Genomic DNA, 26576 nt, shown 5'->3' on the forward strand with positions numbered 1-26576 from the left:
TTCCAATGCGAATATTCATCCAGAGTTGCGCTCTTGCGGGTGGCCTGCCGGTTTCTGTTCCGGTGCGGCGCAATGCTTCAGCCCGACTGCGATCATCATTGCGCTAGCCCTCTCCATCTTGCCATTCCAAGCCAAAGGCCGTCCGGACATGAGTACCTCGCCCGATCATGCAGCATCAAAGCCGAGCAGCGGCAATCGCGGGCTCTTTGTCAGCGCGGCATTGGCGGTCATCGTCGTTGCAGCGATCGCGTTCGATACAACGGTCGTCAGGATCGGTTCCGAAAACGATGTCCGCCAGCAGGTATTCTCTCCGGAAACCTTCGGCGCCGAGCAGTTCCCGAAGATCAAGGCAAATGTCGAGGAGCGGGCCGTTGCAGCCGCCGATCTCGCGGCCGCCATTGCCGCCGACAAGAAGGCGGCAGCCGAGAAATACGGCACTGCGACGAGCACCGGACCGGTCATTCCTGTCACGCTGACCGGCGTTTTCGGCGCCCGCAAGTCGAACACCAACGAAATGAAGATCGATGGGCTGCCTCCCGAGACGGTGGTCCGTGTCCAGACCGGTCCTGCGGTCAACGGCACGGACCTCCGCGACGCAACCGGCACCATCGAATTCGGCCAGTTCACCAACCAGATCCAGTATCAGGATGCCGGCTCGGCCATCAATAACGAGATGAAGAAGGCGGTTTTTGCGGGCTTGGATGCTGACGCCCTGGACGGAAAGCAGGCGACCGTCGTCGGCGTCTTCAAACTTATCAACCCAAAGAACTGGCTCGTCACGCCGGTGAAGGTCGAGCTCAAATGAGCCAGCCGCAACGCAGCAACGGGGCAAATGGCGAAGTTGTCCTCGCAGCCCGCAACATCGCAAAATCCTACGGCAGCGTTCACGCCTTGAAGGGGGTGAACTTCGACATCCATCGCGGCCAGGTCACAACGCTGTTCGGAGAGAATGGTGCGGGCAAGTCGACCTTGATGAAGATCCTTTCGGGTGTGGCGCAGCCAAGCTCCGGCGAGATCATTCTCGACGGCTCGCCGATCAGCTTCAGCTCGTCGACCCATGCGCGCGAGTGCGGGATCTCCATCATCCATCAGGAGCTCAGCCTGGCCCCTAATCTCAGCGTGCGCGACAATATTTTCATGGGCCGGGAGATCATCAAGGGCGGTGTCGTCGACTTCGCTGAAGAGGAACGTCAGACCCGGGCGCTGATGGAAGAGCTCGAGGAAGACATCGATCCGCAAACTCGCGTCGAGGATCTTCGTCTCGGCCAGCAGCAGATCGTTGAGATTGCACGAGCCCTCTCCATCAATTCGCGCATCCTGATCATGGACGAACCGACCTCGGCGCTGAGCGCGACGGAGGTGGAAGTGCTCTTCAAGGTCATCCACGACCTGACGAGCCGCGGCGTGTCGATCGTATACATCTCGCATCATCTGGAAGAGGCGCTGCAGATCACCAATCACGCCGTCGTTCTGCGCGACGGAAACATGACGGACTATGCCGAGCGCAAGGATATTGATCTCGAATGGATCGTCCGTAACATGGTCGGCGAGAATTTCGACCTCGGCAGCCCGCCGGAAGGACACCCGTTCGGAAACGTCTCGCTTTCCATTGAAAATCTCAGTGTCCCCGGCCCCTCCGGCGCTGCCTATAATGCAGTCGATCGTCTGTCTCTCAAGGTGCGTGCCGGCGAGATCGTCTGCATCTACGGGCTGATGGGCGCCGGGCGCACGGAACTGCTCGAGTGTATTGCGGGACGTCTGCGCGCAAGTGGGGGACAGGTTCTGCTCGAAGGACAGGACGTCATTAGGCTCAGCATCGCCGGGCGCATTGCCAGCGGTCTCGTGCTCGTGCCCGAAGATCGCCAGCGCGACGGTCTTGTCCAGACGATGACGGTCGGCTCCAATCTGTCGCTTGCGAGTATCCGCGCCTTCACTAAGGGGCTTTTCACCTCAGGCCATCGGGAGCGCGATCTCGTCAATGACGCGATCCGGCGGGTGCATGTGAAAACCGATGGCGGTGCAGCTTCGATCGGCTCGCTCTCCGGCGGCAACCAGCAGAAGGTCGTCATCGGCAAGGTGCTGGCAACCCAGCCGAAGGTCATCCTGCTCGATGAGCCGAGCCGCGGCATCGACATCGGCGCCAAGGCGGAAGTTTTCAAGTTGCTTGCGGAGCGCGCCAAGCAGGGATTGGCGGTCATCTATTCGACGTCCGAAGTCAATGAATGCCTGAGCATCGCGCACCGCATCATCGTCATGCATCGCGGCAGGATATCGGCCGAGTTCGGCTCGGATGTCACCAAGGAAAAGATCATGGCCGCCTCCGGCGAAGCCGTGATCGCGCACTAGCCTGGATTATGGAGCACTGATTATGTCAGTCACGAACGTCACCGAAAAGAAATCAGTTTCCAGCGGGCCGAAGCGCAATACCAATATCGTGCGTCTCATTCTGGAGGGCCGGGCCTTCTTCGCACTGATCGTCATCATCGCGGTCTTCTCGTTCCTGTCGCCCTATTATTTTACGCTGAACAACTTCCTGATCATGGCGTCGCATGTCGCGATCTTCGGCATTCTGGCGATCGGCATGCTGCTCGTCATCCTCAACGGCGGCATCGATCTGTCGGTCGGCTCGACACTGGGGCTTGCAGGCTGCATCGCCGGTTTCCTGATGCACGGCGTCACGCTCACCTATTTCGGCGTGATCCTCTATCCGCCGGTCTGGGCCGTCGTCGTCATCACATGTGCGCTTGGTGCGCTGGTCGGTGCGGTCAACGGCGTGTTGATCGCCTACCTCAAGGTGCCGGCCTTCGTCGCCTCGCTCGGCGTGCTCTACGTCGCCCGCGGTATCGCGCTCTTGATGACCAACGGCCTGACCTACAACAATCTCGGCGGCCGCCCGGAACTCGGCAATACCGGCTTCGACTGGCTCGGCTTCAACCGGCTCGCAGGCATTCCGATCGGGGTCATCGTGCTTGCGGTTCTCGCCATCATTTGCGGCATCGTGCTGAGCCGCACCGCCTTCGGCCGCTGGCTCTACGCCTCAGGTGGGAACGAGCGTGCCGCCGACCTTTCAGGCGTCCCGGTCAAGCGCGTGAAGATCATCGTTTATGTGCTTTCCGGCGTTTGTGCTGCGATCGCCGGCCTGGTCCTCTCCTCGCAGCTGACCTCCGCCGGTCCGACGGCAGGCACAACCTACGAGCTGACGGCGATCGCAGCCGTGGTCATCGGCGGTGCGGCGCTGACCGGCGGCCGCGGTACCGTCCGCGGCACCATGCTCGGCGCCTTCGTCATCGGTTTCCTTTCGGACGGCCTCGTGATCATCGGCGTTTCGGCCTACTGGCAGACGGTATTCACCGGCGCGGTTATCGTTCTCGCCGTCCTCATGAACAGCATCCAATACGGCCGCAGGGTCAAATCGTCCTGACGGCTGAGACCGAAACTTATCCGCAACGGCGGGCTGGAATCCACGAAGCCGATTGGGGAAAGCACTGCCGGATCCCCGGCAATAACTGAACTCACGAATGGGAGAGAGATTATGTTTAAGAAAAGCATGCGCATACTTCTGGCCGCCGCGGCCGTAGCACCGCTTCTGGCAAGCTCGGCTTGGGCAGCGGGCATGATGACGATCATCGTCAACGATCCGTCGAATCCCTATTGGCTGACGGAAGGCAACGTCGCCAAGGCAACTGCCGAAAAGCTGGGCTACACGGCCTCGGTCAACGCCCACAAGGGTGACACCAATACCGAAAGCAACCTGATCGATACGGCGATCACCAACAAGTCGGTGGCGATCATCCTCGACCCGGCAAACGCCGACGGTTCCGTCGGTGCGGTCAAGAAGGCCGTTGCTGCCGGCATCCCGGTCCTCCTCGTCAACGCCGAAATCAACCAGGAAGGCCTGGCGAAGGCGCAGCTCGTTTCCAACAACGCACAGGGTGCCGCCCTCGGCGCACAGCAATGGGTCGAAGCGATCGGCGACAAAGGCAACTATGCCGAACTGTTCGGCGCTCCTTCCGACAACAACGCTGCAACACGGTCGAATGGCTACGAGACTGTCCTTTCGCAGTATCCGGATCTGAAGAAGGTCGCCAAGGAAGTTGCCAACTGGGACCGCACCCAGGGCCACAACAAGATGCAGTCTATGCTGCAGGCCAACCCGGATATCGTCGGCGTCATCTCGGGCAATGACGAAATGGCGCTCGGTGCGATCGCCGCACTCAAGGAAGCCGGCAAGCTCGCCAATGTGAAGGTCGGCGGCTTCGACGGTTCGCCGGATGCCGTCGCTGCCATTAAGGCGGGCGAACTCCAATACACCGTTCTCCAACCGGTTGCCGTCTTCTCCGAAGAGGCCGTCAAGCAGGCCGACAATTTGATCAAGACGGGTAACACCGGCGCCAAGAGCGAGAAGCAGCTCTTCGATTGCCTGTTGATCACCAAGGACAACATCGACAAGTACACTGGCCCGTTCGTTCTGGCGCAGTGAACGGCAAAAGGGCGCTCGCAAGAGCGCCCTCACTTTCATGCTGGAAGCGATGGCCGGCGGTTCAATCACCGGTTGCTCTTCGCCTTTTTGCCTTGGCGCGGCAATCACTGTACGAAGCGGGGATCCATCATTCAGCGACAGGGGTGACCCGTGACACAGAAGACCAGCCGGGACGACGATCTGTTGGACCAGCTCACCAGCGACAGCCGGCAGACGCGCCAGATCGCGCGCCGCCGCATGATTGCAGAGGCCGTGATGGGTGAAGGCTCGATGCGGATTGAAGACCTGACCGACCGCTTTGGGATCAGCCTGATGACGGCTCACCGCGATGTCGATGAACTGGTCAGCCGCGGCCTCTTCAGGAAGACGCGCGGCATCGTCACGGCGGCGGCGACCAATCTCATCGAATCCAGCGACGTCTACCGCTCGAACCGTCAGTCGGCCGAAAAGAAGCTGATCGCCGAGGCGGCCATGCAATTCGTCGAACCGGGACAGGCGATCTTTTTCGATGACTCAACCACGGTCCTTCAGATGGCGGCACATCTGCCTTCGAAGGTGCCGGTCACCGCAATTACCAATTCCCTGACGCTGATGAATGCGCTGACGGGCCTGCACGACGTGACGCTGCTCGCCCTCGGCGGCCAATATTACAATTGGTGCAATGCCTTCATGGGTCGTATGACCATCAACGAGATCAAGGCTCTCAGGGCCGATGTCGCGTTCATCTCGATGTCGGCGATCAGCGATGGCACGGTGCTGCACCAGTCTCCTGAGACGGTCGACACCAAGCGCGCCATGTTCGATTGTTCCGTAAAGCGCATCCTGCTTGCCGATCATACCAAGTTCGAACGGCGTGCGCTCCACAGTTTCGCAGCACTGGATGAGTTCGACGTCGTTATCGTCGACGACAAGACCCAGCCGGTGCACATCGACCGCATGCGGTCCAGAGATATCAACGTGGTCATCGCCAAGGGCGCCGGAGGGCGCTCCTGACGGCGCGTGCCGGTTGTCCCTCGTGAGGTAAACGTGAATGCCGACACTGCTCGGGATCGATAGCGGTTTGACCGTCACCAAGGCGGTCATCTTCGATATCGACGGCACGCCGCTTGCAGCCGCGCGTCGCCGCGTCACGCAGTTCATTCCGAAGCCTCGCCATATCGAGCGCGACATGGATGAATTGTGGAACGCGACGGCCGATGCCATCCGCGAAGCGATTTCGCTGAGCGGACGGCCGGCAAGCGACATAGAGGGTATTGCCGCTACCGCGCATGGAGACGGCATCTACCTGCTCGATCGCGCCCAAAAGCCGCTCGGCCGTGCCATTCTCTCGCTGGACAGCCGGGCAGGAGCGATCGTCGACCGGTGGACGCAGAGCGATGTCGCCGACCTGGTGATCGAACTGACCGGGCAGATCCCGCACGTCTCCGCGCCATCGGCCTTGCTTGCCTGGATCCGCGACATGGAGCCTGAGCGCTATAAGCGCATCGGCCATTTCATCAGCTGCAAGGACTGGCTGCGGTTCTGCCTGACGGGGATCATCGGTACGGACCGCACCGAAGCCAGCACCTCCTTCACCAATGTCAAAACGCAGAACTACAGCAAGGACGCCCTGCGGCTGTTCGGATTGCAGGATCTCGTCCACGCCCTGCCACCGGCCTCGCGCTCCGACCAGATCGTCGGACGTGTGACTCGTGAAGCTGCGCAGCTGACGGGCCTTGCCGAAGGAACGCCTGTCGTTGCCGGTCTGCACGACGTCACGGCCTCGGCGCTCGGGGCAGGGGGCTATGCCGAAGGCGTTGTCGCGGTCATTGCCGGGACCTATTCGATCAACGAAACGCTTTCGTCGGAACCACGTGTCGACCGGCGCTGGTTCTGCCGCAACGGGATTGCGCCCGGCATCTGGAACAGCATGTCGATCTCGCCGGCATCGACAGCCAATTACGACTGGTTTCTGGACGCGCTCTGCGCTGCCGAACGGAAGAATGGCGAGGTGCAAGGCAACTCGATCCACGCCCTGCTGGCGCCCGAGATCGACGCCGCCTTCGAGCGCCCCTCGACGGCGCTCTTCCATCCCTATCTGTTCGGCTCGCCTTATGGCGCAGCCGCCAGCGCCGGCTTCTTCGGGCTCGGTGGATGGCACGACCGCGGTGACATGCTGCGCGCCGTGCTCGAGGGTATCGCCTTCAATCATCGCATCCATGTCGACGCGCTTCGCGACGGCTTTGCCTTCGATCAGGCGCGGCTCGCCGGTGGCGTCTCGCGCAATCCTGCCGTCGTCCAGATGTTTGCCGATGTGCTTGGCATGCCGGTGACGGTAACCGAGACGGATGAGGCGGCCGCCTGGGGTGCTGCGCTTTGTGCCGGGTCGGGCGTGGGTATCTTCGCCGATCCGCAGAGCGATCCGCGCGACACCGCCTCCATTGCGAAGACTTGCCGGCCGGATGCAGCGCGCAGCGCGGATTATGAAATGCGTTACCGGGTATTCCGCGATATTGCCGACGCGATGATCCCTCTTTGGCCTAGGATTGCCGCGCTTGCGCCGGAGCAATCGGCAAACTGAAAAGACAAATGCCTGCCGCGACGGGCGATTTAGGACGATGAGCATGACCCCCGATTTACAGCAGCGCTTCTCGAATCTCGGTGAGAACGACATCGACGTTTTGATCATCGGGGCGGGCATCAACGGCGCCGGCCTGTTTCGCGACCTCTCGCTGCAGGGTGTCAATTGCCTGATCGTCGACAAGGCCGACCTTGGCTCCGGCACGAGCGCCGCACCATCGCGGCTCATCCACGGCGGCCTGAAATATCTGGAAACGGGCGAATTCGGACTGGTGGCGCAGTCGACGCTTGAGCGCAATCTCCTGCTCAAGAACGCGCCACATTGCGTCGAGCCGCTGCCGACCTTCATTCCGGTCTTTTCCTGGACGCGCGGCATCTGGGCAGCGATCCGGACGCTCTTCGGGTCGAAGACGGCGCCACGCAGCCGTGGCGCGGTTCTCATCAAGATCGGGCTTCGGCTCTACGACTTCTTCGGTTCACGCGACCAGGTTATGCCGCGCCACCGGCTGATCCTGAAGAAACAGGCGCGCAGGGAGATGCCGCATATTACCCCCGCCATCGTCGCCGGCGGCATCTATTACGATGCCAAGATCAGCAGGCCGGAACGGCTCGTCTATGAGCTCGTGCGTGATGGTCTTGATGCGAATGCGAGGAGCCTCGCGGCAAATTTCGCGACACTGGCTGCCGTTTCAGAAGGGCGTTTGACCTTCCGTCAGCCCGATGGCCGCGAGTTCAGCGTCGCTCCCAAGCTGGTCGTCAATGCGGCAGGTCCCTGGATCGATCAGGTCAACACTTTGCTCGGCGCTCCATCGCGGCTGATCGGTGGCACCAAGGGATCCCATATCCTGCTTGACCATCCCGAATTGGTGCGAAGCCTCAACGGCCATATGATCTATTTCGAGGCCGACGATGGCCGCATCTGCCTGGTCTACGAGTATCTCGGGCTGGCGCTGGTCGGGTCGACCGATATTCGGGCGAATGATCCTGACAATGTCTCCTGCGAGGAGCCCGAAACGGAGTATTTCCTCGAAAGCATCCGCTCGCTGCTGCCGACGCTCCGCTTCGATCGCGATCAGATCGTTTACAGCTATAGCGGCATCCGCCCGCTGCCGGCATCGGATGCGACCGCACCGGGGCTGATCAGCCGCGACCACTCCGCGCCGGTGAAGGAGCCAGAGAACGGCAGACCGTTTCCGATCATTTCGCTGGTCGGAGGCAAGTGGACGACGTTCCGCGGCTTTGCGGAAGAGGTCGCCGACACCGTTCTCTCCCGGCTGCAGCGCAGCCGCAGCCAGTCGACACGTTACCTGGCGATCGGCGGCGGCAAGGCCTTTCCGGCTGATGCCAAGCAGCGCAACGCCTGGATCATGGATACCGCGTCGCGCAGCGGCGTTGTTGCCGAGCGAGCCGACGAACTGCTCGGCCGCTACGGCACGACGGCTGAGGCACTGCTTTCTTCCCCTTCAAGCTATTCCGACGAACAGCGCCTGACGGGTGCGCCGCGTTACAGTTTCCGAGAGATCGACTGGATCGCCCGGAACGAACTCGTCGTCCATCTGTCGGACATCGTAATGCGCCGCACGACGCTCGCGATCGAGGGCCGGTTGACGCTGGAAGGCCTGCGGGAAATCGCCGGCGTTGCCGGGGCAGCACTCAATTGGAATGCCGAACGAACGGCAAGCGAAATCGAGGACGTTGTCAGCCAGCTGAGCCGCTTCCACGGCCAAGCACTGACAGGCGGGCCTGCCGCCGTCGAGCCGGAAAAGGCCGCACGCCCGGCCTCCGGCTAACCCAGTTTCAGGAGAAAGCCGGATCGAGAGAACCGGACTTGTAACGCTTCGCCATTTCCGAAACGGGAAGGGGCGTGATGCGGCCGGCCATGCCGGCAGTGCCGAACTGTTCGAAGCGCTCCTTGCAGAGCTTGGTCAGCGCCGCCATCGCCGGCTTCAAATATTTGCGCGGGTCGAACTCGCTCGGGTCCTCCTGCAGCACGCGGCGAATCTGGCCGGTCATCGCCATTCTACCGTCGGTATCGATGTTGACCTTGCGCACGCCGTTCTTGATGCCGCGCTGGATTTCTTCGACCGGCACTCCCCATGTCGGCTTCATCTGGCCACCATATTTGTTGATGATCTCCTGCAATTCGATCGGGACCGAGGAGGAGCCATGCATGACGAGATGCGTGTTCGGGAGCTTACGGTGAATTTCTTCGATGACGTTCATCGCCAGCACCGAACCGTCCGGCTTGCGGGTGAACTTGTAGGCGCCATGCGATGTGCCCATCGCGATCGCGAGCGCATCGACCTTGGTTTCGCGCACGAACTTCACGGCTTCGTCCGGATCGGTCAGCAACTGGTCATGCGAAAGCTTGCCCTCGGCGCCGTGGCCGTCCTCGGCCTCACCCATGCCGGTCTCGAGAGAACCGAGAACGCCGAGTTCGCCTTCCACCGAGATTCCACCGAAATGCGCCATCTCAGTCACCATCTTGGTGACGCCGACATTATAGGCCCAGTCGGCGGGCGTCTTGGCGTCCGCTTTCAGTGAGCCATCCATCATCACCGAGGTGAAACCCGCCTGGATCGCCGTCATGCAGTTGGAGGGATCGTTGCCATGGTCGAGATGCACGCAGACCGGAATATGCGGATAGATTTCGACGACGGCATCCATCATGTGCTTCAGCATGATGTCATGGGCGTAGGCGCGTGCTCCGCGCGACGCCTGCATGATAACCGGCGCCTGACACGCGTCAGCGGCTTCCATGATGGCGAGCGCCTGTTCCATATTGTTGATGTTGAAAGCGGGAACGCCGTAACCTTCCTCCGCAGCATGGTCCAGCAGTTGCCTCAGCGTAATGCGTGCCATCCAAGATTTCCCCCATATCGATGGTCGAACGAAATGCCGCCATCTCCTCGAAACTAGAGCCCGGGCGCCAGCCGTTCAAGCGTCTAATTTCAATGGGCAAAATGGCATAGGAGGAGGAATGTAACAAGCAATAATAACAATATCACAAACAGTATGATATTCCTTGACAGTCAGTTCCGCATGCACGATCCGAATGAAAATCAGTGCATGTGCTGAAGAGAGCGCGCGCCATGCCCTTGCCGGTGAACTCTTCAGCCAAACACCCCTGCGGCCGCTGAATCCAGAATATCGGGCAAACCGGGTCAGATGAGGCCGTATTGTTCCGCCTTATTGCGCAGGAAAGGGAGGCCTTTGTCCATGACCTCTTCCATATCGCGCGCAACGGGGCGCCAGACGGCCAGGCCATAGGCGACCTCGGCCGGCATGTTGATGAAGCTTTCCATGGCAAGTCCGCCCTTGAAGCCGATTGCGGCGAGAGCGGCATAGATCACATCCCAGGGGATGTTGCCGTAGCCCGGCGTGCCGCGGTCGCTTTCCGAAAGATGGATGTACTTCAGGTGATCGCGGGCGATCAGGATGCCGTTTGCCGCACCCTTCTCCTCGATATTCATATGGTAGGTATCGAGGTGGACGAAGATGTTATCCGCACCGACACGCTCCACCATGTCGACGGCTTGCTGCGCCGAGTTGATCAGGTGATTCTCGTAGCGGTTCACCGCCTCGACGCCGAGCTGGATGCCGTGCTTCTTCGCATGCTTTGCCGCCGCGTCGAGCACCTTGGCAATGTTGTCATATTCGCCCTCAGTTGGCGGCAAGCCGGTGCGTTCGCCGATACCGCCGAAGATGACGCCCGAGAGCGCCTCGGCGCTCATTTCCGCGGTCTTTTCGATCGCCACCCTCAGGTGCTCGATCGCTGCATCCGGGCGGACGGAAGCCCAGGCATTTTCCGGCAGGCCGAGCGAGCAGACGGCGCGCAGCTTGTTTTTTTCAAGCAGGTCGCGGGTGTGTTTGGCATCGACGGCAGGCGCGTTGAGCAGCGCGATCTCGATGAAATCCATCTTGTAGTGCACGGCTCCGGCAATCGCCTTCTCGGCCCCTGCGCGGTCCCAGTTCATGGTCCACATACTGGTGTGAACGCCGAAACCTTCCATGGTGGTATCTCCTATTTCACGATTCTGATGAACTTGGCCGAGAGCCACCGCAGCACCATCACGACGATGAGCAGGATACCCCAGACGGCAGTGGTGAGGTGCTGGTTGGCACCGAGCAGGTTGAGCCCCGAAGAGAGAAGCTGCAGCACGATGAGCGCGACGAAGACCGGCAGGACGCGGCCGAAGCCGCCGAAGGGATTGATGCCGCCGAGGAAGCAGGCAAGCACGGTGATCAGCAGGTAGGCCTCGCCGTGGCCGACGCGCACCGAATTGAAGCGCGCAAGCATGATGATGCCGGCAACCGCTGCCATCACGCCGGAGAGCATGTAGACCAGCACCAGGACCTTGCGGGTGTTGATGCCGGAATAGCGGGCAGACTCGATATTGGAGCCGATCATATAGGTGGAAAAGCCGAGCTTGGAGCGCGAGAGCAGAATGTGGCTGGCGATCACGCAGGCGACCAGGATCAACAACGGGACCGGGATGCCGAGGATGCTGCCGTGGCCAATCGGAGCGATGAAGGTGGGGAAGCCTGAGATATCGCCGCCGCGCGTCAGGAACTCGCCGAGGCCGCGCAGGAAGATCATCATCGACAGTGAAACGAGGATCGGATGGGCGCGGGAAAAGGCGATGACAAGGCCCATGACCAGGCCGCTTGCCGCGCCGACGGCGAGCGCCAGAGCCGAGCCGAGGAGGAAGGCGCCCGGGCCGGCATCGATGCCGCCATTGGCCTGCAGCGTCCAGGCGAGCGTCAGGCCGGCAATGTTGGCGGTGAAGGTGATCGCAAGGTTGAGGCCGCCGGTGAGGATCGGCATCAGCATGGCAAGGGTCAGAACGCCAAGCTCGGGAAGCTGAAAGGCGACCGATCCGAAGGTCGCGCCCGTCAGGAAATGCGGCGAGGCGAAACCGAAGATGATGAGCACGACCGCCAGCGCGGCGAGGGGACCGGCCATGTCGGGCCCGAAGAGGGCGTTGAAGCGGGCGGCGAGTGCGTTCATCAGCTCCCTCCGCTGTGTGCAGACCTGTCATCGGTCGATTTGCGGGTCGTAAACACCGGCACCAGATTGCCGATGCGGGCGCTCGACAAGGTGATCGCAACGAGGATGATCGCGCCGACAATCATCTTGAAGGCGAAGGGCGAGACGCCCATCAGGTTGAGGCCGTTCTGGGTGATCGAGACGAGCAGCACGCCCAGCACGCAACCGAGCACGGAGCCTTTGCCGCCGCCCAGCCGCGCCCCGCCGAGCACCACTGCAGCCAGGACATCGAGTTCGCGGCCATAAAGGGCGTTCGGCACGACCTCCTGCGCATAATGGGCCTGCATGAGACCGGCGATGCCCGCCATCAACCCAAGCCAGCCGAAGGCGATGAACTGCATGGCGCCGATATTGATGCCGAAGCGGCGCGCGCCTTCCGGATTGTCGCCGAAGGCATAGAGCTGCCGGCCGGTCGTCGTGCGCGTAATGAAGAGCCAGGTGGCGAGCGCGCAGACGGCCATGACGACAACCGGCAACGTGATCTCAGCCCAGCTCCCATCGGCCATTTCGCGCTCGTAGATGATGACGCGGCTCGTCAGCCAGTCCGGCAGATTATAAATCGACACGCCCTTGGTGAAGAACATCAGCAGGCCGAAATAGACGTTGAAGGTGGCGATCGTCGCGACGATCGAGATGATGCGGAAGCGATGGATCAGGAAGGCGTTGATCATGCCGAGCACGATGCCGATGCCGGCCGCAATCAGGAAGCCGGATAGCCATCCACCCCCGCCGATCCGCTCGAGCGCAAGTGCGGTGACATATTGTACGATCGAGGCTGCGACGGCGAAGGAGATGTCGATCCCGCCTGATATCAGCACCACGAGCAGGCCGACGGCAAAAATGATGTTGACCGCGCTGATATTGAGCAGGTCGAAGACATTGCCGAGCGTGAAGAAACGGTCGGTCGTAAAAGCCAGGACAAGGCTCATCGCGATGATGACGGCAAACAGCATGAATTCGGTCGTATGGGACAGGAACAGCTTACGCATAGACCGCCGCCTCCAGGTCCTTCAGTGTGGTCGCGCGCGGATCGTGCCAGCCGGCGATACGGCCCTTTTCCATATGGATGATCCGATCGGCGTTGAAATAGACCTCCGGCACCTCGTCTGAAATCAGCATGATCGCAAGCCCCGCCTCGGCAAGCCGGGCAACAATTTCGAAAATGCCGGCGCGCGCGCCGACATCGACGCCGACGGTGGGCGCATCGAGGATCAACACCTTGGGATCGGTGGCGAGCCATTTGGCGATCGCGACGCGCTGCTGGTTGCCGCCCGAAAGCGTCGAGATCGCATCGTCCTGCTTGCCGATCCTGACGCCGAGATCGGCGATCCAGCGCGCGACCAGCGAGCGCTTCTTTTCCATCGAAATGAGCCGACCGCTCAGGATGCGGTTGAGCGATGCCATGACCAGATTGTCGGCGATGGATTGCGGCTGGTTGAGACCGAGCGAAAGGCGGTCTTCGGAGAGATAGGCGACGCCTGCGGCAATCGCCTCGCGGTTGGAGGCAAAGCGCACCGGCCGCCCCTCCAGCATAATCGTGCCGGCTGCGGACCGGCGCATGCCGAACAGCGTCAGCGCAAGTTCGGTGCGCCCGGAGCCGAGCAGGCCGGTGATCCCCAGCGTCTCTCCACGGCGCAGATCAAAGGAGATGTCCTCGAACTCGCCGGGCCGTGAAAGCTTGCTGACAGAAAGCAGGACCGGGTTCTGCGATAGGTCGCGGGCACGAATATTCTGGTCGAAGGTGCGCCCGGTCATCAGCTCGGTGATCTTAGACTGGGTCATGCCCTCCACCGGATAGACCCCGACCAGCGCGCCATCGCGCAGCACCGTGATGCGCGAGGAGATTTCCAGCACTTCCGCAAGACGATGGCTGACGAAGACCACGGCAACACCTGAAGCCGACAGCGTGCGCACGATCGCCAGGAGATGATCGGTCTCCGATTGGGTGAGCGAGGCGGTCGGCTCGTCCATGAAGACGATCCGGGCCTCTCCAATCAGCGCGCGGGCGATGGCAACGATCTGACGCTGCGCGATGGCGAAGTCCTTGAGAGGTCTGTCGACGTCGAGGGTGACGCGAAGCCGGGCGAGCGCGTCCTCGGCTGTCCTGCGGATCGCAGCATAGTTGACGAAGCGCGGGCGCGAACCGGAAAGGGTCTGGAAGGCAATATTCTCAGCCACGCTCATTTCCGGAAAGAGTGCGAGGTCCTGCCAGATGATCTGGATGCCGCGGGACTGGGCCATGGCAGGCGTCATGTGGGATATCGTCTCGCCGTCGAAGATGATCTCGGCGCCGTCTGCAGGCCGATAGACGCCGGAGATCACCTTGATAAGGGTGCTCTTGCCGGAACCATTCTCGCCGGCCAAGCAATGCACCTCGCCAGGCAAGACTTCGAAGGAGACGTTTTTCAGTGCCTTCACACCGCCGAATGTCATGTTGATGCCGCGAAGCGAAAGAAGCGGCTGGGCCTTCACGCCATCATCCGTTGCCATGCTCATGCCGGTTGCCTGTCCAGTCGAATGCCATCAAAGGTCAATGGTCCAGCCATGGCCGGATACCGCTCGTTTTCCCGAACGTCGGGCCGGTCCATGTCGACCGGCCCGACACCCGGGGAGGGGGCCTCATCAGAGGCCCATTGCGGCCAGGTCGTCGACCGTATCCTTGTTGATCGGCAGCAGTTGATCGACGATGATGTTATTGCCGACCGGCTTGATCACGCCGAGACCCGGGATATCATCACCTTCCTTGATGCTTTCGCCCTTGATCAGGCGATCGGCGAGCGTGACGAAGACTTCGCCGGCCTGCTTCGGATTCCACATAAAGCCGCCCGATATCGCGCCTGATTTGATCAACTTCTGGCCCTGGCCTGGCGAGAACGGGCCGAGCACGAAGATCTTGCCCGTCTTGCGGCGTTCCTCGATAGCGCGCCCGGCGCCGATCGGACCTTGGCTGCCGAAGGCGAGGAAGCCTTTCAGATCTGGATGGGCAGCGATGAGATCAAGCGCCGTCGAGCGGCTTTTGTCGACATCTTCTGCAACACCATAACGATCGCCGATAAGTTTCATGTCCGGATAATTCGCCTTGATATAGGCGATTGCGGCGTCCGCCCAGGCATTGTGCAGGGGCACAGTGAGCGAGCCGACGAAGACGGCATATTCGCCCTTGCCGCCCATCTTTTCGGCGAGCAGCTTGCCGTGCGCCTCACCAAAACCGGTGGCCGATGCGAGTTCGAAATTCCAGTCGGCGCCCTTTTGCGAGGGCGATTCATGCGTAATGACCTTGATGCCGGCGGCCTGTGCTTTGGTGAGCACGGGCTCGAGAACCTTGGCATCGTTCGGAACCACACCGATGACCTTGACGCCCTGGGCGATCAGGTCTTCGATGGCGCGCACCTGCAGCGCCGGGTCGGCGCTGGTCGGGCCGATCATGAAGGCATCGACGCCGAGTTTTTTGCCCTGTTCCTTGATGCCGGCTTCCATCGCATTGAACCAGGGAATGCCGCCGATCTTGACGACAATGCCGACCTTCGGCGCGTCCTGCGCAAGCGCGACTACCGCCCCGGCAAGCGTCAGCGATGCGGCAAATGCCGCTACGATAAGTCTCCTCATCTTCACTCCTCCTCAAGGTCGCTCATGGCGAACGACGACCACCGGCCGCGTTGCGGCAGGTTGTTCCTGGTTGCTTCACGGCGAGGGAATACCCTTGCCTCCCGTCCCGCCTCCTCCGGCGAACCATTTTTGCGCAATCGATCTTTCTTTTTTGCACAATCGATGGTGCAATAACTATCGATCAAGGTATGGCTTTCGTCAAGAGGGGTCTGTTTCTAAGGGAACGACAGCGGAAAAGGCGAGATATGGCAGACATCAGCAAGAAAAAGGCGACGATCTACGATCTCTCGATCCTATCGGGAGCGTCGGCTTCCACCGTAAGCGCCGTATTGAACGGAAGCTGGCGCAAGAGGCGTATCAAGGAGGCGACGGCCCAGCTCATTCAGAACCTCGCGAACGAGCACGGATATACGGCAAATCTGCAGGCCCGCGGCCTGCGTTCGTCCCGCTCCGGCCTCGTCGGTCTTCTGCTGCCGGTGCACGACAACCGCTATTTCTCCTCCATGGCGCAATCTTTCGAGGCACAGGTCAGAAGTCGCGGCCAGTGTCCCCTTGTCGTCAGTGCCTGTCGCGATCCGGAGGAGGAGCGCAAGGTCGTCGAGACGCTGATCTCCTATTCGATCGACGAGCTTTTCATCGCCGGTGCAACCGATCCGGATGGGGTGCACAAGGTTTGCGAAAAGGCAGGGCTGAAGCACGTCAACATCGATCTGCCGGGCACGCTGGCGCCGTCGATCATCAGCGACAATTATGAAGGCGCGCGCATGCTGACACAGGCGATCATCGAGCGCGCGCAGGAGGATGGCCCACTTTCACCCGACGATCTGTACCTGTTCGGCGGCCGCAACGACCATGCCAGCCATGAGCGAATTCGCGGTTTCCGCGACGTAAAGCGCGCATTGCTGGGCGCGGATCCCAACGTCTGCATACAGCCGACCGGCTATTCCCCCGCCACGACGGCACGTGCCTTCGAAGCCTTCTACGAAGGCCACGGAAAGCTGCCGCGCGCATTCTTCGTTAATTCCTCGATCAATCTCGAAGGGCTGATGCGCTTCCTCGCGCTGCACCCGCACGAGACCTTCGCCGATATCATCGTCGGCTGCTATGACTACGACCCGTTCGGCTCTTTCCTCCCTTTCCCCGTCTTCATGATCCGGCAGGACAGCGAGGCGATGATCACTAAGGGGTTTGCGATCCTCGATGCAGACCGCCGCCCGCCAATCACGCATCTGGTGCGGCCGACGCTCGTTCCACCCCGCACTGCACTGACCGGCCCGCTCGATGCGCTGAAAGATATCGAGTGATGCGTCCTGCCTCATCGGAAACGCAGGTCTGACGAAGCAGCGTGTCGACAACCGCCTTATCGGATCTAGCTTTCTGTGATGCGGCGATCCTCATCGGAGCCGACGGAAAGCTGCTTCCAGTCGAGGTCTTCCTGCAGCTCGAGATATTGCGTCGCGCCAATCTGGTCTGTGTCGCGCAATTCCTCGAGGCGCTGGCGCTGGGCGAGAACGGCAGCGATCGTCAGGTGACGGCGGCGATCGAGCGGCGAGGTCTTGTTTGCATCGTTTGATGCGGCCCAATGATCCTTGCAGATCGTCCGGATTGCTTCGGCCTCAGTACCGTCTTCCTTCTCAAGCCGCTGAAAGGCCGCTTCTGCGAGCGATTTTCGGGCAGCCCTAAGTTCATCGCGGACCTCTGCCTGCCGACCGAGCTTCAGGAAATGGATCATCGGTGCTAGGGTCGCCCCCTGAATGACCAGGGTTGCGAGCACCACCGTGAAGGCCGTGAGCACGACCAGGTCCCGTTCCGGAAAATCGGCAGGGAGAGCGAAAGCCGTCGCCAGCGTAACGAGGCCGCGCATACCGGCCCAACCCACCAGCAAGGTTTCTCCGGATGTGAAAGGCGCCAATTCATGGCCGCTTCGGTGGCGAGACGCGACGACGGCGTGAAGCAGGAACGCCATCGCCATTCGCGCCAGGATGACGCCGACCACCACGATGGCGGCAAATCCCATCGCCCGCTGAAGCTCTTCAGTCGACATCATCGCAAGGATGCGGCGCGCCTGCAGCCCCATCAGCAGGAAAGCCACCACATTCAGCAGGAAGACGACCGTCGTCCAGACCGCGAAGGAATGCACCCGCATCCGTGGCGAATCCTCGACCGAAGAGAGGGCGGCGATGGTCATTGCGCTCGCTACCGTGGCAAGGACAGCCGACAGGTGCAGATGCTCGGCGATCAGCCAGGTCGAAAAAGCGTAGACGAACTGAAGCAGGGTCCCACCAACCGTATTTTCGGTTATCGGTCGAAGCCGCGAGACGAAAAAGCCGAAGACGATGCCGAACAGGATCCCTCCAGGTGCAGCGAATCCTACCTGAAGCACCGTCCCGGCATCCAGCCCACCCCGCGCCTGGACCGTGAGCGCGGCCCCGAAAAGCAGCAGTGCGGTTGCATCGTTGAACAGGCTTTCTCCCTTGAGCAGGGCATCCACACGGCGCGCGATGGGCAAATTGGAAAGGACCGCCGTGGCGGCTGCGGCATCAGGCGGTGCAACGATTGCGCCGAGTGTGACCGCAACCGCAATCGGAAGCCCGACTGTCAGCATGCTGATCGACACCACCACGCCTGTCGTGACGAGAACCGCAACAACAGCATAGAAGAACAGCGGCACCAGCATGCGCCGGGCCGCACCCACCGGGAAATCATAAGCCGAGTCGACCAGGACGGGGGCGATGAATAGGGCAAGCGCCGTCGGCGGATCGATGGGGATCGTGGGTGCGCCGGGCAGCATCGCCACCGCGACGCCGGCGGCAGCTAGGATGCCGGGGTAGGGCAGGCGCGTGCGACGCGTCACCTGCAGCAACAAGATGGCAACCGCCAGCAATGCAACGAGTGTTTCGAAGAACGTCATTTCAGCATACTAGCAGGCTTTCGAGCACATTGAAGCGGGTGCGGCCCCGATGTAAAACTTGTGTCGTATCAAGCTGCTGATGCAGCGGCGGAGGGCGATCATGGACTACGAGGTTGCGATTGTCGGCGCTGGCGCGGCCGGCATAGCAGCAGCAAAAGGGCTGGCCGATTCCGGCCGCTCGGTCATCATCGTGGAGGCCAGCAATCGCGTTGGCGGACGAGCCTGGACAATCGAATTGGCCGGAATGCCGCTGGATATGGGGTGTGGCTGGCTGCATTCTGCCGAGCGCAATCCTCTCGTCGCTATCGGCCGTGCCGCCGGGTTCAACATCGAGCGCGGGCCGACGGCGTGGCAAAGCCAGTGGCGCGATCTCGGCTTCACGCAGGAGGAGCGCGCGGCCGCGGCGGCGGCATGGACCGCTCTTGAGGAGCGGATGCGGGCTAATCCCCCCGCCAGCGACAGGGCGTCGGACGCCCTGGAGCCAGATGGCAAATGGAACGCCTACTGCCAGTCCCTCAGCGGATATATGAACGGCGTGCCGCTCGATCTGCTGTCGGTCACCGACTTTCTTGCCTATGACGATACGGCGACCGATGCCAATTGGCGGGTGCATGAAGGCTATGGAAGTCTGATCAGCGCGGCCGTTCCGAACGTGGCCCTGCACCTTTCGACGCCCGTACGACGCGTGACATTGACCGCGAACGGCGTCCAATTGGAGACCGACCGCGGTCCTGTCACGTCACGTACCGTGATCATCACCGCATCGACCACCGTTCTGGCCCGCGGAGCCATTATCTTCGACCCGGAGGCCGACGATCACCTCCATGCCGCAAGTCGGCTGCCGCTTGGCCTCGCAGACAAGCTGTTTTTGGAACTCCATGGTAATCATGGTCTCGAGCCGGAAACCCATCTGCTTGGCGACCCGCAGAATGCCGAGACCGGCAGCTATTATATCCGGCCGTTCGGCCGGCCGATCATCGAAGGCTTCTTCGGCGGAAACGGCGCTGTCGTCATCGAGCGCGCGGGTTTGGTGGAGGCATTTGCCTTCGCACTCGACCAGCTGTCATCGCTGCTCGGCAGCAACATCCGCCGCCACCTGCGGCCCCTGGCAGCCTCTTCCTGGTGTCGTACCGATTGGATAGGCGGCTCCTATAGCCATGCTTTGCCCGGCCATGCCGACGCACGCGCAGTCCTGGCGCGCCCGGTCGGCGACCGGCTGTTTTTCGCCGGCGAGGCGACGCACCAGTCCGACTTTTCGACCGCGCATGGCGCATGGGAAAGCGGCTTGCGGGCCGCCGACCAGGCTGCGGCTGTTCTACCACCCTCGTGATATCCCGGCCACTGACCCCTTAAGGTCGAATTTCACCGCCTAACGTCAGGACGAGGGTGAAATGGATGCCCTCGCTCCAAGGGAAGCGGTTAGCCTGCAGCTTTATCATTGGCAGCTTGTGTGGTAGGAGCGGGTCATGACATCACTGATCGATTTCGATTGCCGAAGCTGCGGAGCCTGCTGCTCCTATTCGCCGAGCTGGCCCAGATTTTCCACCGAAACGGAAGCTGCTCTCGATTTGCTGCCGGCGCACCTCGTAGCCGCAAACGAGCAGGGAATGCGTTGCGACGGTGCGCGTTGCTCCGCTCTGGTCGGTCGCGTCGGTTCAGAGACATCCTGTCAGGTATACGATCTTCGGCCTGACGTCTGCCGCGCCTGCGTCCCAGGCGATGGCGCTTGCTTGACCGCCCGCGAGTTCTTCGGGATCGGTCAGTCAAGTTTGTCGCCCGGCCACTTCGATGCGCGTTTGCCAGTCAACTGAGATGTCACCTCGACTCCGCGGGTTGGACACGGCGGCGCCGAGACAGGATGAGCGAGTTAAAAAGAGTCCGCCACCTCCAGTCCCATAGGTTTCTGCTCCTAGGCGCGAAAACGCCTGTGATCAGCGACATACGGGAACTGTGGATTCTCCAAACCTCAAGGCTAACGCGCTGAGTGTCGCCGGGTGTTTGCAGGCGATCGAACCGTCTGGTTATAATGGCTAGTCGTTGCCAAGCGGCGGCCCAGTGAAACGAAGGTGGTGCCTGCGGGCAGATTCTGCGATGCGATCCATGTCCTGCGGAATCTGGAACTTGCCTGCCGCCATATCGGCAAAAAAATCTTCAGATCCCCCCGGCGTCAGGATCACCAGATGGCGCGAAGGCATGCCGCCGATAACCCTGAAGGTGTGCTCCATTCCGCGTGGCACGAAGACAGTTTCGCCGGCCTTCTTCGTGAACCTCTCGCCTTCCACCCAGAACTCGCACAAGCCGGAGAGAAGGACGAAGGTCTCGTCCTCTCTTTCATGGATGTGTCGCGGCGGCCCGCTTCCGACGGGAGACAGGCTGTCGACGATGGACATCGCTCCGCCAGTTGCTGCATTCGTCAGAATAGGTCGGTAAGAAACACCGAGCCATTCAATGGTATCGGGACATTCCAGTAGATCAATCATCGTTTCCTCCTCGGTTGGGATGAAACGGAAGCGCTTTCGTGTTGTAGTTTTTACCATCCGATCCATTATTAAGAAAATCGTTTGATCATATAGAAACTATCGGTGAAATGAATTTCGCGACCTTTGATCTCAATCTTGTACGTGTGCTCGACGCCTTGTTGCGGGAAGGGTCGACTGTGAAGGCCGGTGAGAAACTGGGAATGTCTCAGTCAGCGGTTTCCGGCGCACTTTCAAGACTGCGTCATGCGCTCGATGATCAGCTGTTCGTCCGTCATGGCCAAGGTTTGCGCCCGACGGATTATGCAAGAGGTTTAGCCATGCCTCTTCGTGAGACGCTCGACAGGATGGAGGCGCTGTTCAGTGGCACCTCTTTTGATCCCGGTAGCGCCAGCCTCACTTTCAAGCTTGCAGGAAGCGATTTCTTTGCGGAGATGCTGATGCCGCGGCTGGCGCGTGAGATTCACCAACGTGCTCCGGGTATTCGGGTGCAATTGGTCGACCTCGTCCCAAACAGCTACATCGACTCTCTTGAGCGGTATGAAGCCGACATGGCTCTCATTCCTGATGCAGAATTTCCAGACTGGATCGACCGACATGCGCAATTCCGGTCGTCCTTCATAACTATCGCCCGAAAAGGAAACGCAGCAATCGAAGCAGCCGGAATAAAATCTGGCGCAACCTTGCCGATCGATCTTTTTTGCGATCTCGGGCACATCCTCTTCTCGCCTGAAGGAAAAACAAAAGCCATGGGTGATGCGGCACTGGCCAAGATCGGACGAACTCGGAAGGTGGTCATGACGGTTCCTGTTTTCTTCGGCGTCTGCCGAGCTGTGAGCGAGAGTGATCATATTGCACTCGTCCCTCGACAATTGGCAGAGCGCTTGGCGGATCTTTTCGGGCTCTCCCTCTATAACGCTCCCATGCCGCTTCCGCCGGCCCTCATCGTCGGCGTGTGGCACAAGCGCGCGACAGGCAACCCCGCCCATCGTTGGATTCGGAACCTGATCGCCGAGATATTGCTGCCACTTAATGTCGGCGAGCAGTCCCTGCCAAATGAAGCGCGCTGACGGTGCTTTCCCGCGTCGATCGGCAAAGAACGTGCCCATGCTCCATTACATATCGAGGCTTACTTGAACGTCGGATTTCGCGCGGCTGCAACCTGCTGCAAGCGAGGAGGGAGGCGCTTGCCGATAATCGCGAACTCATCGCTGAGGCTGCAAGGGGTCATCTCTGCCCCGCGCATGGAGATACGTGACGGATCGGGGCAATTATTGGCGACGCTCCGTTTCTCCAATGCCCTAATCTGCGAAGACCGCTGATAAGGGCATAGAGCTCGCCGAAGTGAGTGCAAACCGGACAAAATTGGTCTTCCCTTGATGTGACGGGAAACCAGCGTCCGTCAACGGCCCCCGACGCTGTGCACTACGCGACTTGTGAACCTTCCGCAAACAGTTCGAGTGGAGGCAGCCGTATGCGTCGGTGTCAACAGTATGAGGCTCCGCGCCGGCACAGTTCCATAAACTAGGTTATGCCACATGTAAGTGTAGCCGCAAAGTTGAAGCGTCCTGTTTCTGCAAAGTTGGAATGTCACTCTCCCCGGGTTTGATGACCTGGGAGATTGCGGATGGGACTGATTACGATGAGCGAGCGCGACCTGCAACGGATCGAGATTCTATCGAAAGTGATCGCCGGCCGGATGACGATGGTGTCGGCGGCACATGTGCTTGATCTGAGTACGCGCCAGGTGCGTCGTCTGCTGGAGCGGATCAACACGGGTGGTGCGGCGTCGATCCGGCACAAAGCGATCGGCCGGCCGTCGAATAATCGGATCAGTGACGGGGTTCGCGATTACGCCGTGACGTTGGTTCGCGAATGCTATGCCGACTTCGGTCCGACGCTGGCCGCCGAGAAGCTTGCCGAGCTCGATGGGCTGACGGTGTCGCGTGAGACGCTGCGGCAATGGATGACGGAGGCTGGGCTTTGGCTGTCGCGCAAGCAGCGCCGGACGTTTCATCAGCCGCGGCTGCGCCGCGAGGCTTATGGCGAACTCGTGCAGATCGACGGGTCCGAACATCGCTGGTTCGAGGATCGCGGCGACCCATGCTCGCTGCTGGTGTTCGTCGACGATGCGACGGGCAAGCTGATGCAGTTGCGCTTTGTGCGCTCGGAAAGCGCCTTCAGCTACTTTGAGGCGCTGGCGCTTTATCTGAAGCATCACGGCGCCCCAATCGCCTTCTATTCCGACAAGCATTCGGTGTTCCGGGTGGCGAAGAAGGATGCCAAGGGCGGCCAGGGCATGACCCAGTTCGGGCGGGCGCTTTGTGAGCTAAACATCGAGATTCTTTGCGCAAATTCGAGCCAGGCGAAAGGTCGCGTCGAGCGGATGAACCGGACGCTGCAGGATCGGCTGGTCAAAGAACTGCGGCTGGCGGGGATTTCCGGCATGGACGACGGCAACGCTTTCCTGTCCGGTTTCATCGAGCGCTACAATGCGCGATTTGCGATTGTCCCTACCCGGCCCGATAATCTGCATCGGCCGATGAATCTTGCGTCGGACCGGCTGAAGGACATTCTGTGCAAGCGTGAGCAGCGTTATGTCGGGGCGCAGTTGACGTTTTCGTTTGAACGCAAGCGGATCATGCTGGAGGAGACCGAGGTGACGCGTGGTTTGGCTGGTCGCTATGTCGAGACCTATGCCTATGCGGATGGTCGCTTGGATGTCCGGTGGAAGGGGCATTCCCTGCCCTACAGGACGTTCGACAAGGACCAGCGGGTGACGCATGCGGCGATCACCGAGAACAAGCGGCTCGGCGATGTGCTGGCCTACATCAAGGAGCGGCAGGATCAGTTGCCAACGCCGAAGGTGAAGACCAACAGCGAGAAGAACGGCTATGTGCCGCGTGCTCGTGGGCCCGGACGCCGGAAGGATTTCATGAACGATCCCGCCGTCATTGCCCGACGGCGACAAGCGCTCTCTGACCTCGATGCGGCGGAATGACTGGCTGCTCCAATTGTCAAAGCTAAAGCCGAAGGGGAGCATCTCACCCGCCCCCTCCCTTCCCTTGCAACCCGGTCCAGCCGGTCCGGTCGGGGGCTGGTCGGCGGCGCTCGGCTGTCGCATTTCTAAATGGCTGACACCGCGCCCAAAGTGACATTTTAACTTTGCGCAACGGCGGACATTTCAATCCTGCCGCCACAGTAAGGGCTATTTAGTAATGCGACAGTTGGGCCAGTTAGAGATGCGACAGTCTCGCCTCTCGACGCACTGGTCAACGCCAACGTTGGGAGCAAGGATGACGATCTTCAGCCTGGTCGAGACCATGAGCGGTCGGAGTCGTCATGTCCTTTATGATCACCATGTCGCAGAAAGAGTTGCATCGCCTCGAAGTCATCCAGAAGATCCGTGACGAACGCCTGAGCGTTGTCCAGATGGAAAACGCACGGATATTCTAGCTGACGCCGAGAAACTGCTTCAGCTCCGCAGTATGAGGATTGGCGAAGACTTCCTCCGGCGGGCCTATTTCGTGAACGCGGCCCTGGTGCATGAAGACGACACGGCTGCAGACATCGCGGGCGAACTTCATCTCGTGCGTTACCATCAGGAGCGTCATTCCCTCGGCCGCAAGCTCGCGCACGACGGCGAGAACTTCGGCGACCAGTTCCGGATCGAGCGCCGAGGTGATCTCGTCGCAGAGAAGTGCTGTCGGCTGCATGGCCAGCGCGCGGGCGATAGCGACGCGCTGCTGCTGGCCGCCCGAGAGCTCGTCGGGATAGGCGTCGAACCTGTGGCCCAGCCCTACCCGCTCCAGCATCTTGCGGGCGGTAGCCTCGGCTTCGGCTTTCGGGGTCTTTCTGACCACGGTCTGCGACAGCATGACGTTGCCGCCGACGGTCAGGTGCGGGAAGAGGTTGAACTGCTGAAAGATCATGCCGACCTTGAGGCGCAGTGCCTTCAGATGCACTTCGTCATCAAGGAGCTGCGCGCCGGCCACGGAGATGGAGCCATCGGTGATGGTCTCCAGGCCGTTGATGCAGCGAAGCAGGGTCGATTTGCCTGAACCGCTCTTGCCGATAATAGCGATGACTTCACCAGCCTTCACGTCGAGATTGATGCCTTTCAGCACCTCGGTGGTGCCGAAGCTCTTGCGGACTTCAGTGATTTCGATGAGCGACATTGAGCTTCCTTTCCAGGATCTGGCTGCTTTTCGACAAAGGCCAGCAAAGGGCGAAGTAGATGAGGGCGACGAGCCCGTAGACGGTGAAGGGCTGGAAGGTGGCATTGGTGACCACCGTGCCGGCTTTCGACAATTCAACGAAACCGATGATCGAGGTCAGCGCCGTACCCTTGACGATTTGAACGGAGAAGCCGACCGTGGGTGGTATCGCGACCCTCAGCGCCTGCGGAAGGATGACATAGCGCATCTGCTGCAACCGGCCCATGCCGAGGCTGGCGGAAGCTTCCCATTGACCCCTCACGACCGCTTCGACGCAGCCTCGCCATATTTCGGCGAGGAAGGCGGCGCTCCACAGGGTGAGCGCCAATCCCGCAGCAAGCCAGGCCGGCACATCTATCCCGAAGAGGCCGAGACCGAAAAACGCAATGAAGAGCTGCATCAGCAGCGGTGTGCCTTGGAAGAGCTCGATATAGTATTTTGCGACCGTCCTGAATGACTTGCGCTTGCTGATGCGCAAGAAGAGCAACCCCAGTCCGACCGCGCCGCCGCCGATGAAGGAGACGAGCGAAAGCAGGATCGTCCAGCGGGTGGCGAGCAGCAGGTTGCGCAGGATGTCCCAGAGTGTGAACTCGATCATCGCGCCGCTCTCCTTGGGAAAATGAACCCGCCGACTACCGCCAGCACCTGCCGGAGCAGGATCGCCAGCACGAGATAGATTGATGTCGAGACGATGTAGGCCTCGAAGGCGCGGAAGGTTCGCGATTGTATGAAGTTCGCAGCAAAGGTCAGATCCTCTGCGGCGATCTGCGACACCACCGATGAGCCGAGCATGACGATGACGACTTGCGACGACAGCGCCGGCCAGATGCGCTGCAGCGACGGCACGAGAACGACATGCCGGAAGGTTTCGAAGCGCGTCATGGCAAGGCTCTCGCCCGCTTCGAACTGACCCTTCGGAGTTGCCTGGATGCCGGCGCGGATAATCTCGCAGCTATAGGCGCCGAGGTTGACGACCATCGCGAGGTTAGCGGCCGTCAGTTCGGAAAGCTTGAGACCGAGCGACGGCAGACCGAAAAAGATGAAAAAGAGCTGGATCAGGAACGGCGTGTTGCGGATCAGCTCGACATAAGTCGCAATGACAGGCTTCAGCCAGGCCGGGCCGAGTGCACGCACCCAGGCACAGAAGATGCCGAGCGAAATGCCGAGCACTCCGCCGATAGCGATAAGCTCCAGGGTGATCAGTATGCCCTTGACGATCTCAGGATAATATTCAAGCAGCCAGCCGAATTCGAAATGGTAACTCAAGGAATTGTCC

23 protein-coding genes are annotated in these 26576 nt (G+C 60.8%); 12 read left to right on the plus strand and 11 right to left on the minus strand.

The features are described 5' to 3' along the window. Window positions 1-148: 148 nt before the first annotated feature. The 7 genes from ACS4RR_RS30035 to ACS4RR_RS30065 all read left to right on the plus strand — a co-directional run bounded on the left by ACS4RR_RS30035 (window position 149) and on the right by ACS4RR_RS30065 (window position 8829). On the plus strand, window positions 149-805 hold the full coding sequence (locus tag ACS4RR_RS30035) for a DUF2291 domain-containing protein (RefSeq protein WP_170280917.1): 657 nt from the start codon (window positions 149-151) through the stop codon (window positions 803-805). Then, complete coding sequence (locus ACS4RR_RS30040; protein WP_456190546.1) at window positions 802-2346, plus strand: sugar ABC transporter ATP-binding protein; 1545 nt, start codon at window positions 802-804, stop codon at window positions 2344-2346. The genes ACS4RR_RS30035 and ACS4RR_RS30040 overlap by 4 nt, the downstream gene beginning before the upstream one ends. Before the next feature lie 22 nt (window positions 2347-2368). After that, entirely contained in the window at window positions 2369-3421 is a 1053-nt protein-coding gene (locus ACS4RR_RS30045) for an ABC transporter permease (protein WP_003562489.1), read from the plus strand. 111 nt (window positions 3422-3532) lie between these two features. Continuing rightward, window positions 3533-4480, plus strand: coding sequence for a D-ribose ABC transporter substrate-binding protein (locus ACS4RR_RS30050; RefSeq protein ID WP_162115737.1), 948 nt, complete (start codon window positions 3533-3535; stop codon window positions 4478-4480). A gap of 150 nt (window positions 4481-4630) precedes the next feature. After that, window positions 4631-5473 carry a DeoR/GlpR family DNA-binding transcription regulator gene (locus ACS4RR_RS30055; protein ID WP_003562490.1) on the plus strand — a complete coding sequence of 281 codons (843 nt, stop codon included), beginning with the start codon at window positions 4631-4633 and terminating at the stop codon, window positions 5471-5473. Window positions 5474-5510: 37 nt separating this feature from the next. Then, window positions 5511-7040, plus strand: a complete 1530-nt coding sequence (locus ACS4RR_RS30060; protein ID WP_456190547.1) for an FGGY-family carbohydrate kinase — start codon at window positions 5511-5513, stop codon at window positions 7038-7040. A gap of 37 nt (window positions 7041-7077) precedes the next feature. Beyond that, on the plus strand, window positions 7078-8829 hold the full coding sequence (locus ACS4RR_RS30065; RefSeq protein WP_456190548.1) for a glycerol-3-phosphate dehydrogenase/oxidase: 1752 nt from the start codon (window positions 7078-7080) through the stop codon (window positions 8827-8829). A 7-nt stretch (window positions 8830-8836) separates the two neighbouring features. Here the strand turns inward: ACS4RR_RS30065 and fba are convergent, their stop codons facing one another. The 6 genes from fba to ACS4RR_RS30095 form a co-directional block, all read right to left on the minus strand. Further along, the gene (gene fba / locus ACS4RR_RS30070) at window positions 8837-9901 is read right to left on the minus strand and encodes a class II fructose-bisphosphate aldolase (RefSeq protein WP_170280913.1); all 1065 of its coding nucleotides are present in this window, start codon (window positions 9899-9901) and stop codon (window positions 8837-8839) included. Window positions 9902-10203: 302 nt separating this feature from the next. Next, window positions 10204-11052 carry a sugar phosphate isomerase/epimerase family protein gene (locus tag ACS4RR_RS30075; RefSeq protein WP_170280912.1) on the minus strand — a complete coding sequence of 283 codons (849 nt, stop codon included), beginning with the start codon at window positions 11050-11052 and terminating at the stop codon, window positions 10204-10206. Window positions 11053-11063: 11 nt separating this feature from the next. Further along, the gene (locus ACS4RR_RS30080; protein ID WP_170280911.1) at window positions 11064-12050 is read right to left on the minus strand and encodes an ABC transporter permease; all 987 of its coding nucleotides are present in this window, start codon (window positions 12048-12050) and stop codon (window positions 11064-11066) included. Continuing rightward, on the minus strand, window positions 12050-13078 hold the full coding sequence (locus tag ACS4RR_RS30085; RefSeq protein ID WP_222385944.1) for an ABC transporter permease: 1029 nt from the start codon (window positions 13076-13078) through the stop codon (window positions 12050-12052). Before ACS4RR_RS30085 ends, ACS4RR_RS30080 begins: the two co-directional genes overlap by 1 nt. Next, window positions 13071-14585 carry a sugar ABC transporter ATP-binding protein gene (locus ACS4RR_RS30090; protein ID WP_456190549.1) on the minus strand — a complete coding sequence of 505 codons (1515 nt, stop codon included), beginning with the start codon at window positions 14583-14585 and terminating at the stop codon, window positions 13071-13073. The genes ACS4RR_RS30085 and ACS4RR_RS30090 overlap by 8 nt, the downstream gene beginning before the upstream one ends. 126 nt (window positions 14586-14711) lie before the next feature. Next, window positions 14712-15695, minus strand: a complete 984-nt coding sequence (locus ACS4RR_RS30095; RefSeq protein WP_456190550.1) for an autoinducer 2 ABC transporter substrate-binding protein — start codon at window positions 15693-15695, stop codon at window positions 14712-14714. 245 nt (window positions 15696-15940) lie between these two features. Between ACS4RR_RS30095 and ACS4RR_RS30100 the strand changes: the two genes are divergently transcribed. Further along, a complete protein-coding gene (locus ACS4RR_RS30100; RefSeq protein ID WP_170255469.1) occupies window positions 15941-16999 on the plus strand; it encodes a LacI family DNA-binding transcriptional regulator in 1059 nt (352 codons plus the stop codon). A gap of 65 nt (window positions 17000-17064) precedes the next feature. On the opposite strand, the gene ACS4RR_RS30105 is transcribed toward ACS4RR_RS30100, so the two are convergent. Further along, window positions 17065-18606, minus strand: a complete 1542-nt coding sequence (locus ACS4RR_RS30105; RefSeq protein ID WP_170259347.1) for a cation:proton antiporter — start codon at window positions 18604-18606, stop codon at window positions 17065-17067. Window positions 18607-18706: 100 nt separating this feature from the next. Between ACS4RR_RS30105 and ACS4RR_RS30110 the strand changes: the two genes are divergently transcribed. Then, window positions 18707-19936, plus strand: a complete 1230-nt coding sequence (locus tag ACS4RR_RS30110; RefSeq protein WP_456190551.1) for a flavin monoamine oxidase family protein — start codon at window positions 18707-18709, stop codon at window positions 19934-19936. Window positions 19937-20072: 136 nt separating this feature from the next. Continuing rightward, window positions 20073-20417, plus strand: coding sequence for a YkgJ family cysteine cluster protein (locus ACS4RR_RS30115; protein ID WP_017967187.1), 345 nt, complete (start codon window positions 20073-20075; stop codon window positions 20415-20417). Between the two features lie 219 nt (window positions 20418-20636). On the opposite strand, the gene ACS4RR_RS30120 is transcribed toward ACS4RR_RS30115, so the two are convergent. Then, entirely contained in the window at window positions 20637-21086 is a 450-nt protein-coding gene (locus ACS4RR_RS30120) for a cupin domain-containing protein (RefSeq protein WP_456190552.1), read from the minus strand. 107 nt (window positions 21087-21193) lie between these two features. Between ACS4RR_RS30120 and ACS4RR_RS30125 the strand changes: the two genes are divergently transcribed. Together ACS4RR_RS30125 and ACS4RR_RS30130 are read left to right on the plus strand one after the other, a co-directional pair. Further along, on the plus strand, window positions 21194-22153 hold the full coding sequence (locus tag ACS4RR_RS30125; protein ID WP_017967189.1) for a LysR family transcriptional regulator: 960 nt from the start codon (window positions 21194-21196) through the stop codon (window positions 22151-22153). 557 nt (window positions 22154-22710) lie between these two features. Continuing rightward, the gene (locus ACS4RR_RS30130) at window positions 22711-24084 is read left to right on the plus strand and encodes an ISNCY family transposase (protein ID WP_456188934.1); all 1374 of its coding nucleotides are present in this window, start codon (window positions 22711-22713) and stop codon (window positions 24082-24084) included. 451 nt (window positions 24085-24535) lie between these two features. Here ACS4RR_RS30130 and ACS4RR_RS30135 read toward each other — a convergent pair whose 3' ends face one another. From ACS4RR_RS30135 to ACS4RR_RS30145, 3 genes are read right to left on the minus strand one after another with little or no spacing between them, the layout of a single operon-like run. Beyond that, window positions 24536-25261: an amino acid ABC transporter ATP-binding protein gene (locus tag ACS4RR_RS30135; protein WP_260111305.1), complete on the minus strand. Its 726-nt coding sequence runs from the start codon at window positions 25259-25261 to the stop codon at window positions 24536-24538. Then, window positions 25239-25898 carry an amino acid ABC transporter permease gene (locus tag ACS4RR_RS30140; RefSeq protein WP_017967316.1) on the minus strand — a complete coding sequence of 220 codons (660 nt, stop codon included), beginning with the start codon at window positions 25896-25898 and terminating at the stop codon, window positions 25239-25241. The genes ACS4RR_RS30135 and ACS4RR_RS30140 overlap by 23 nt, the downstream gene beginning before the upstream one ends. Further along, on the minus strand, window positions 25895-26566 hold the full coding sequence (locus tag ACS4RR_RS30145) for an amino acid ABC transporter permease (RefSeq protein ID WP_017967317.1): 672 nt from the start codon (window positions 26564-26566) through the stop codon (window positions 25895-25897). Before ACS4RR_RS30145 ends, ACS4RR_RS30140 begins: the two co-directional genes overlap by 4 nt. Window positions 26567-26576: the final 10 nt, after the last annotated feature.

The sequence above is a fragment of the Rhizobium zaerense genome (assembly GCF_051810725.1).
Lineage (GTDB): Bacteria > Pseudomonadota > Alphaproteobacteria > Rhizobiales > Rhizobiaceae > Rhizobium > Rhizobium leguminosarum_I.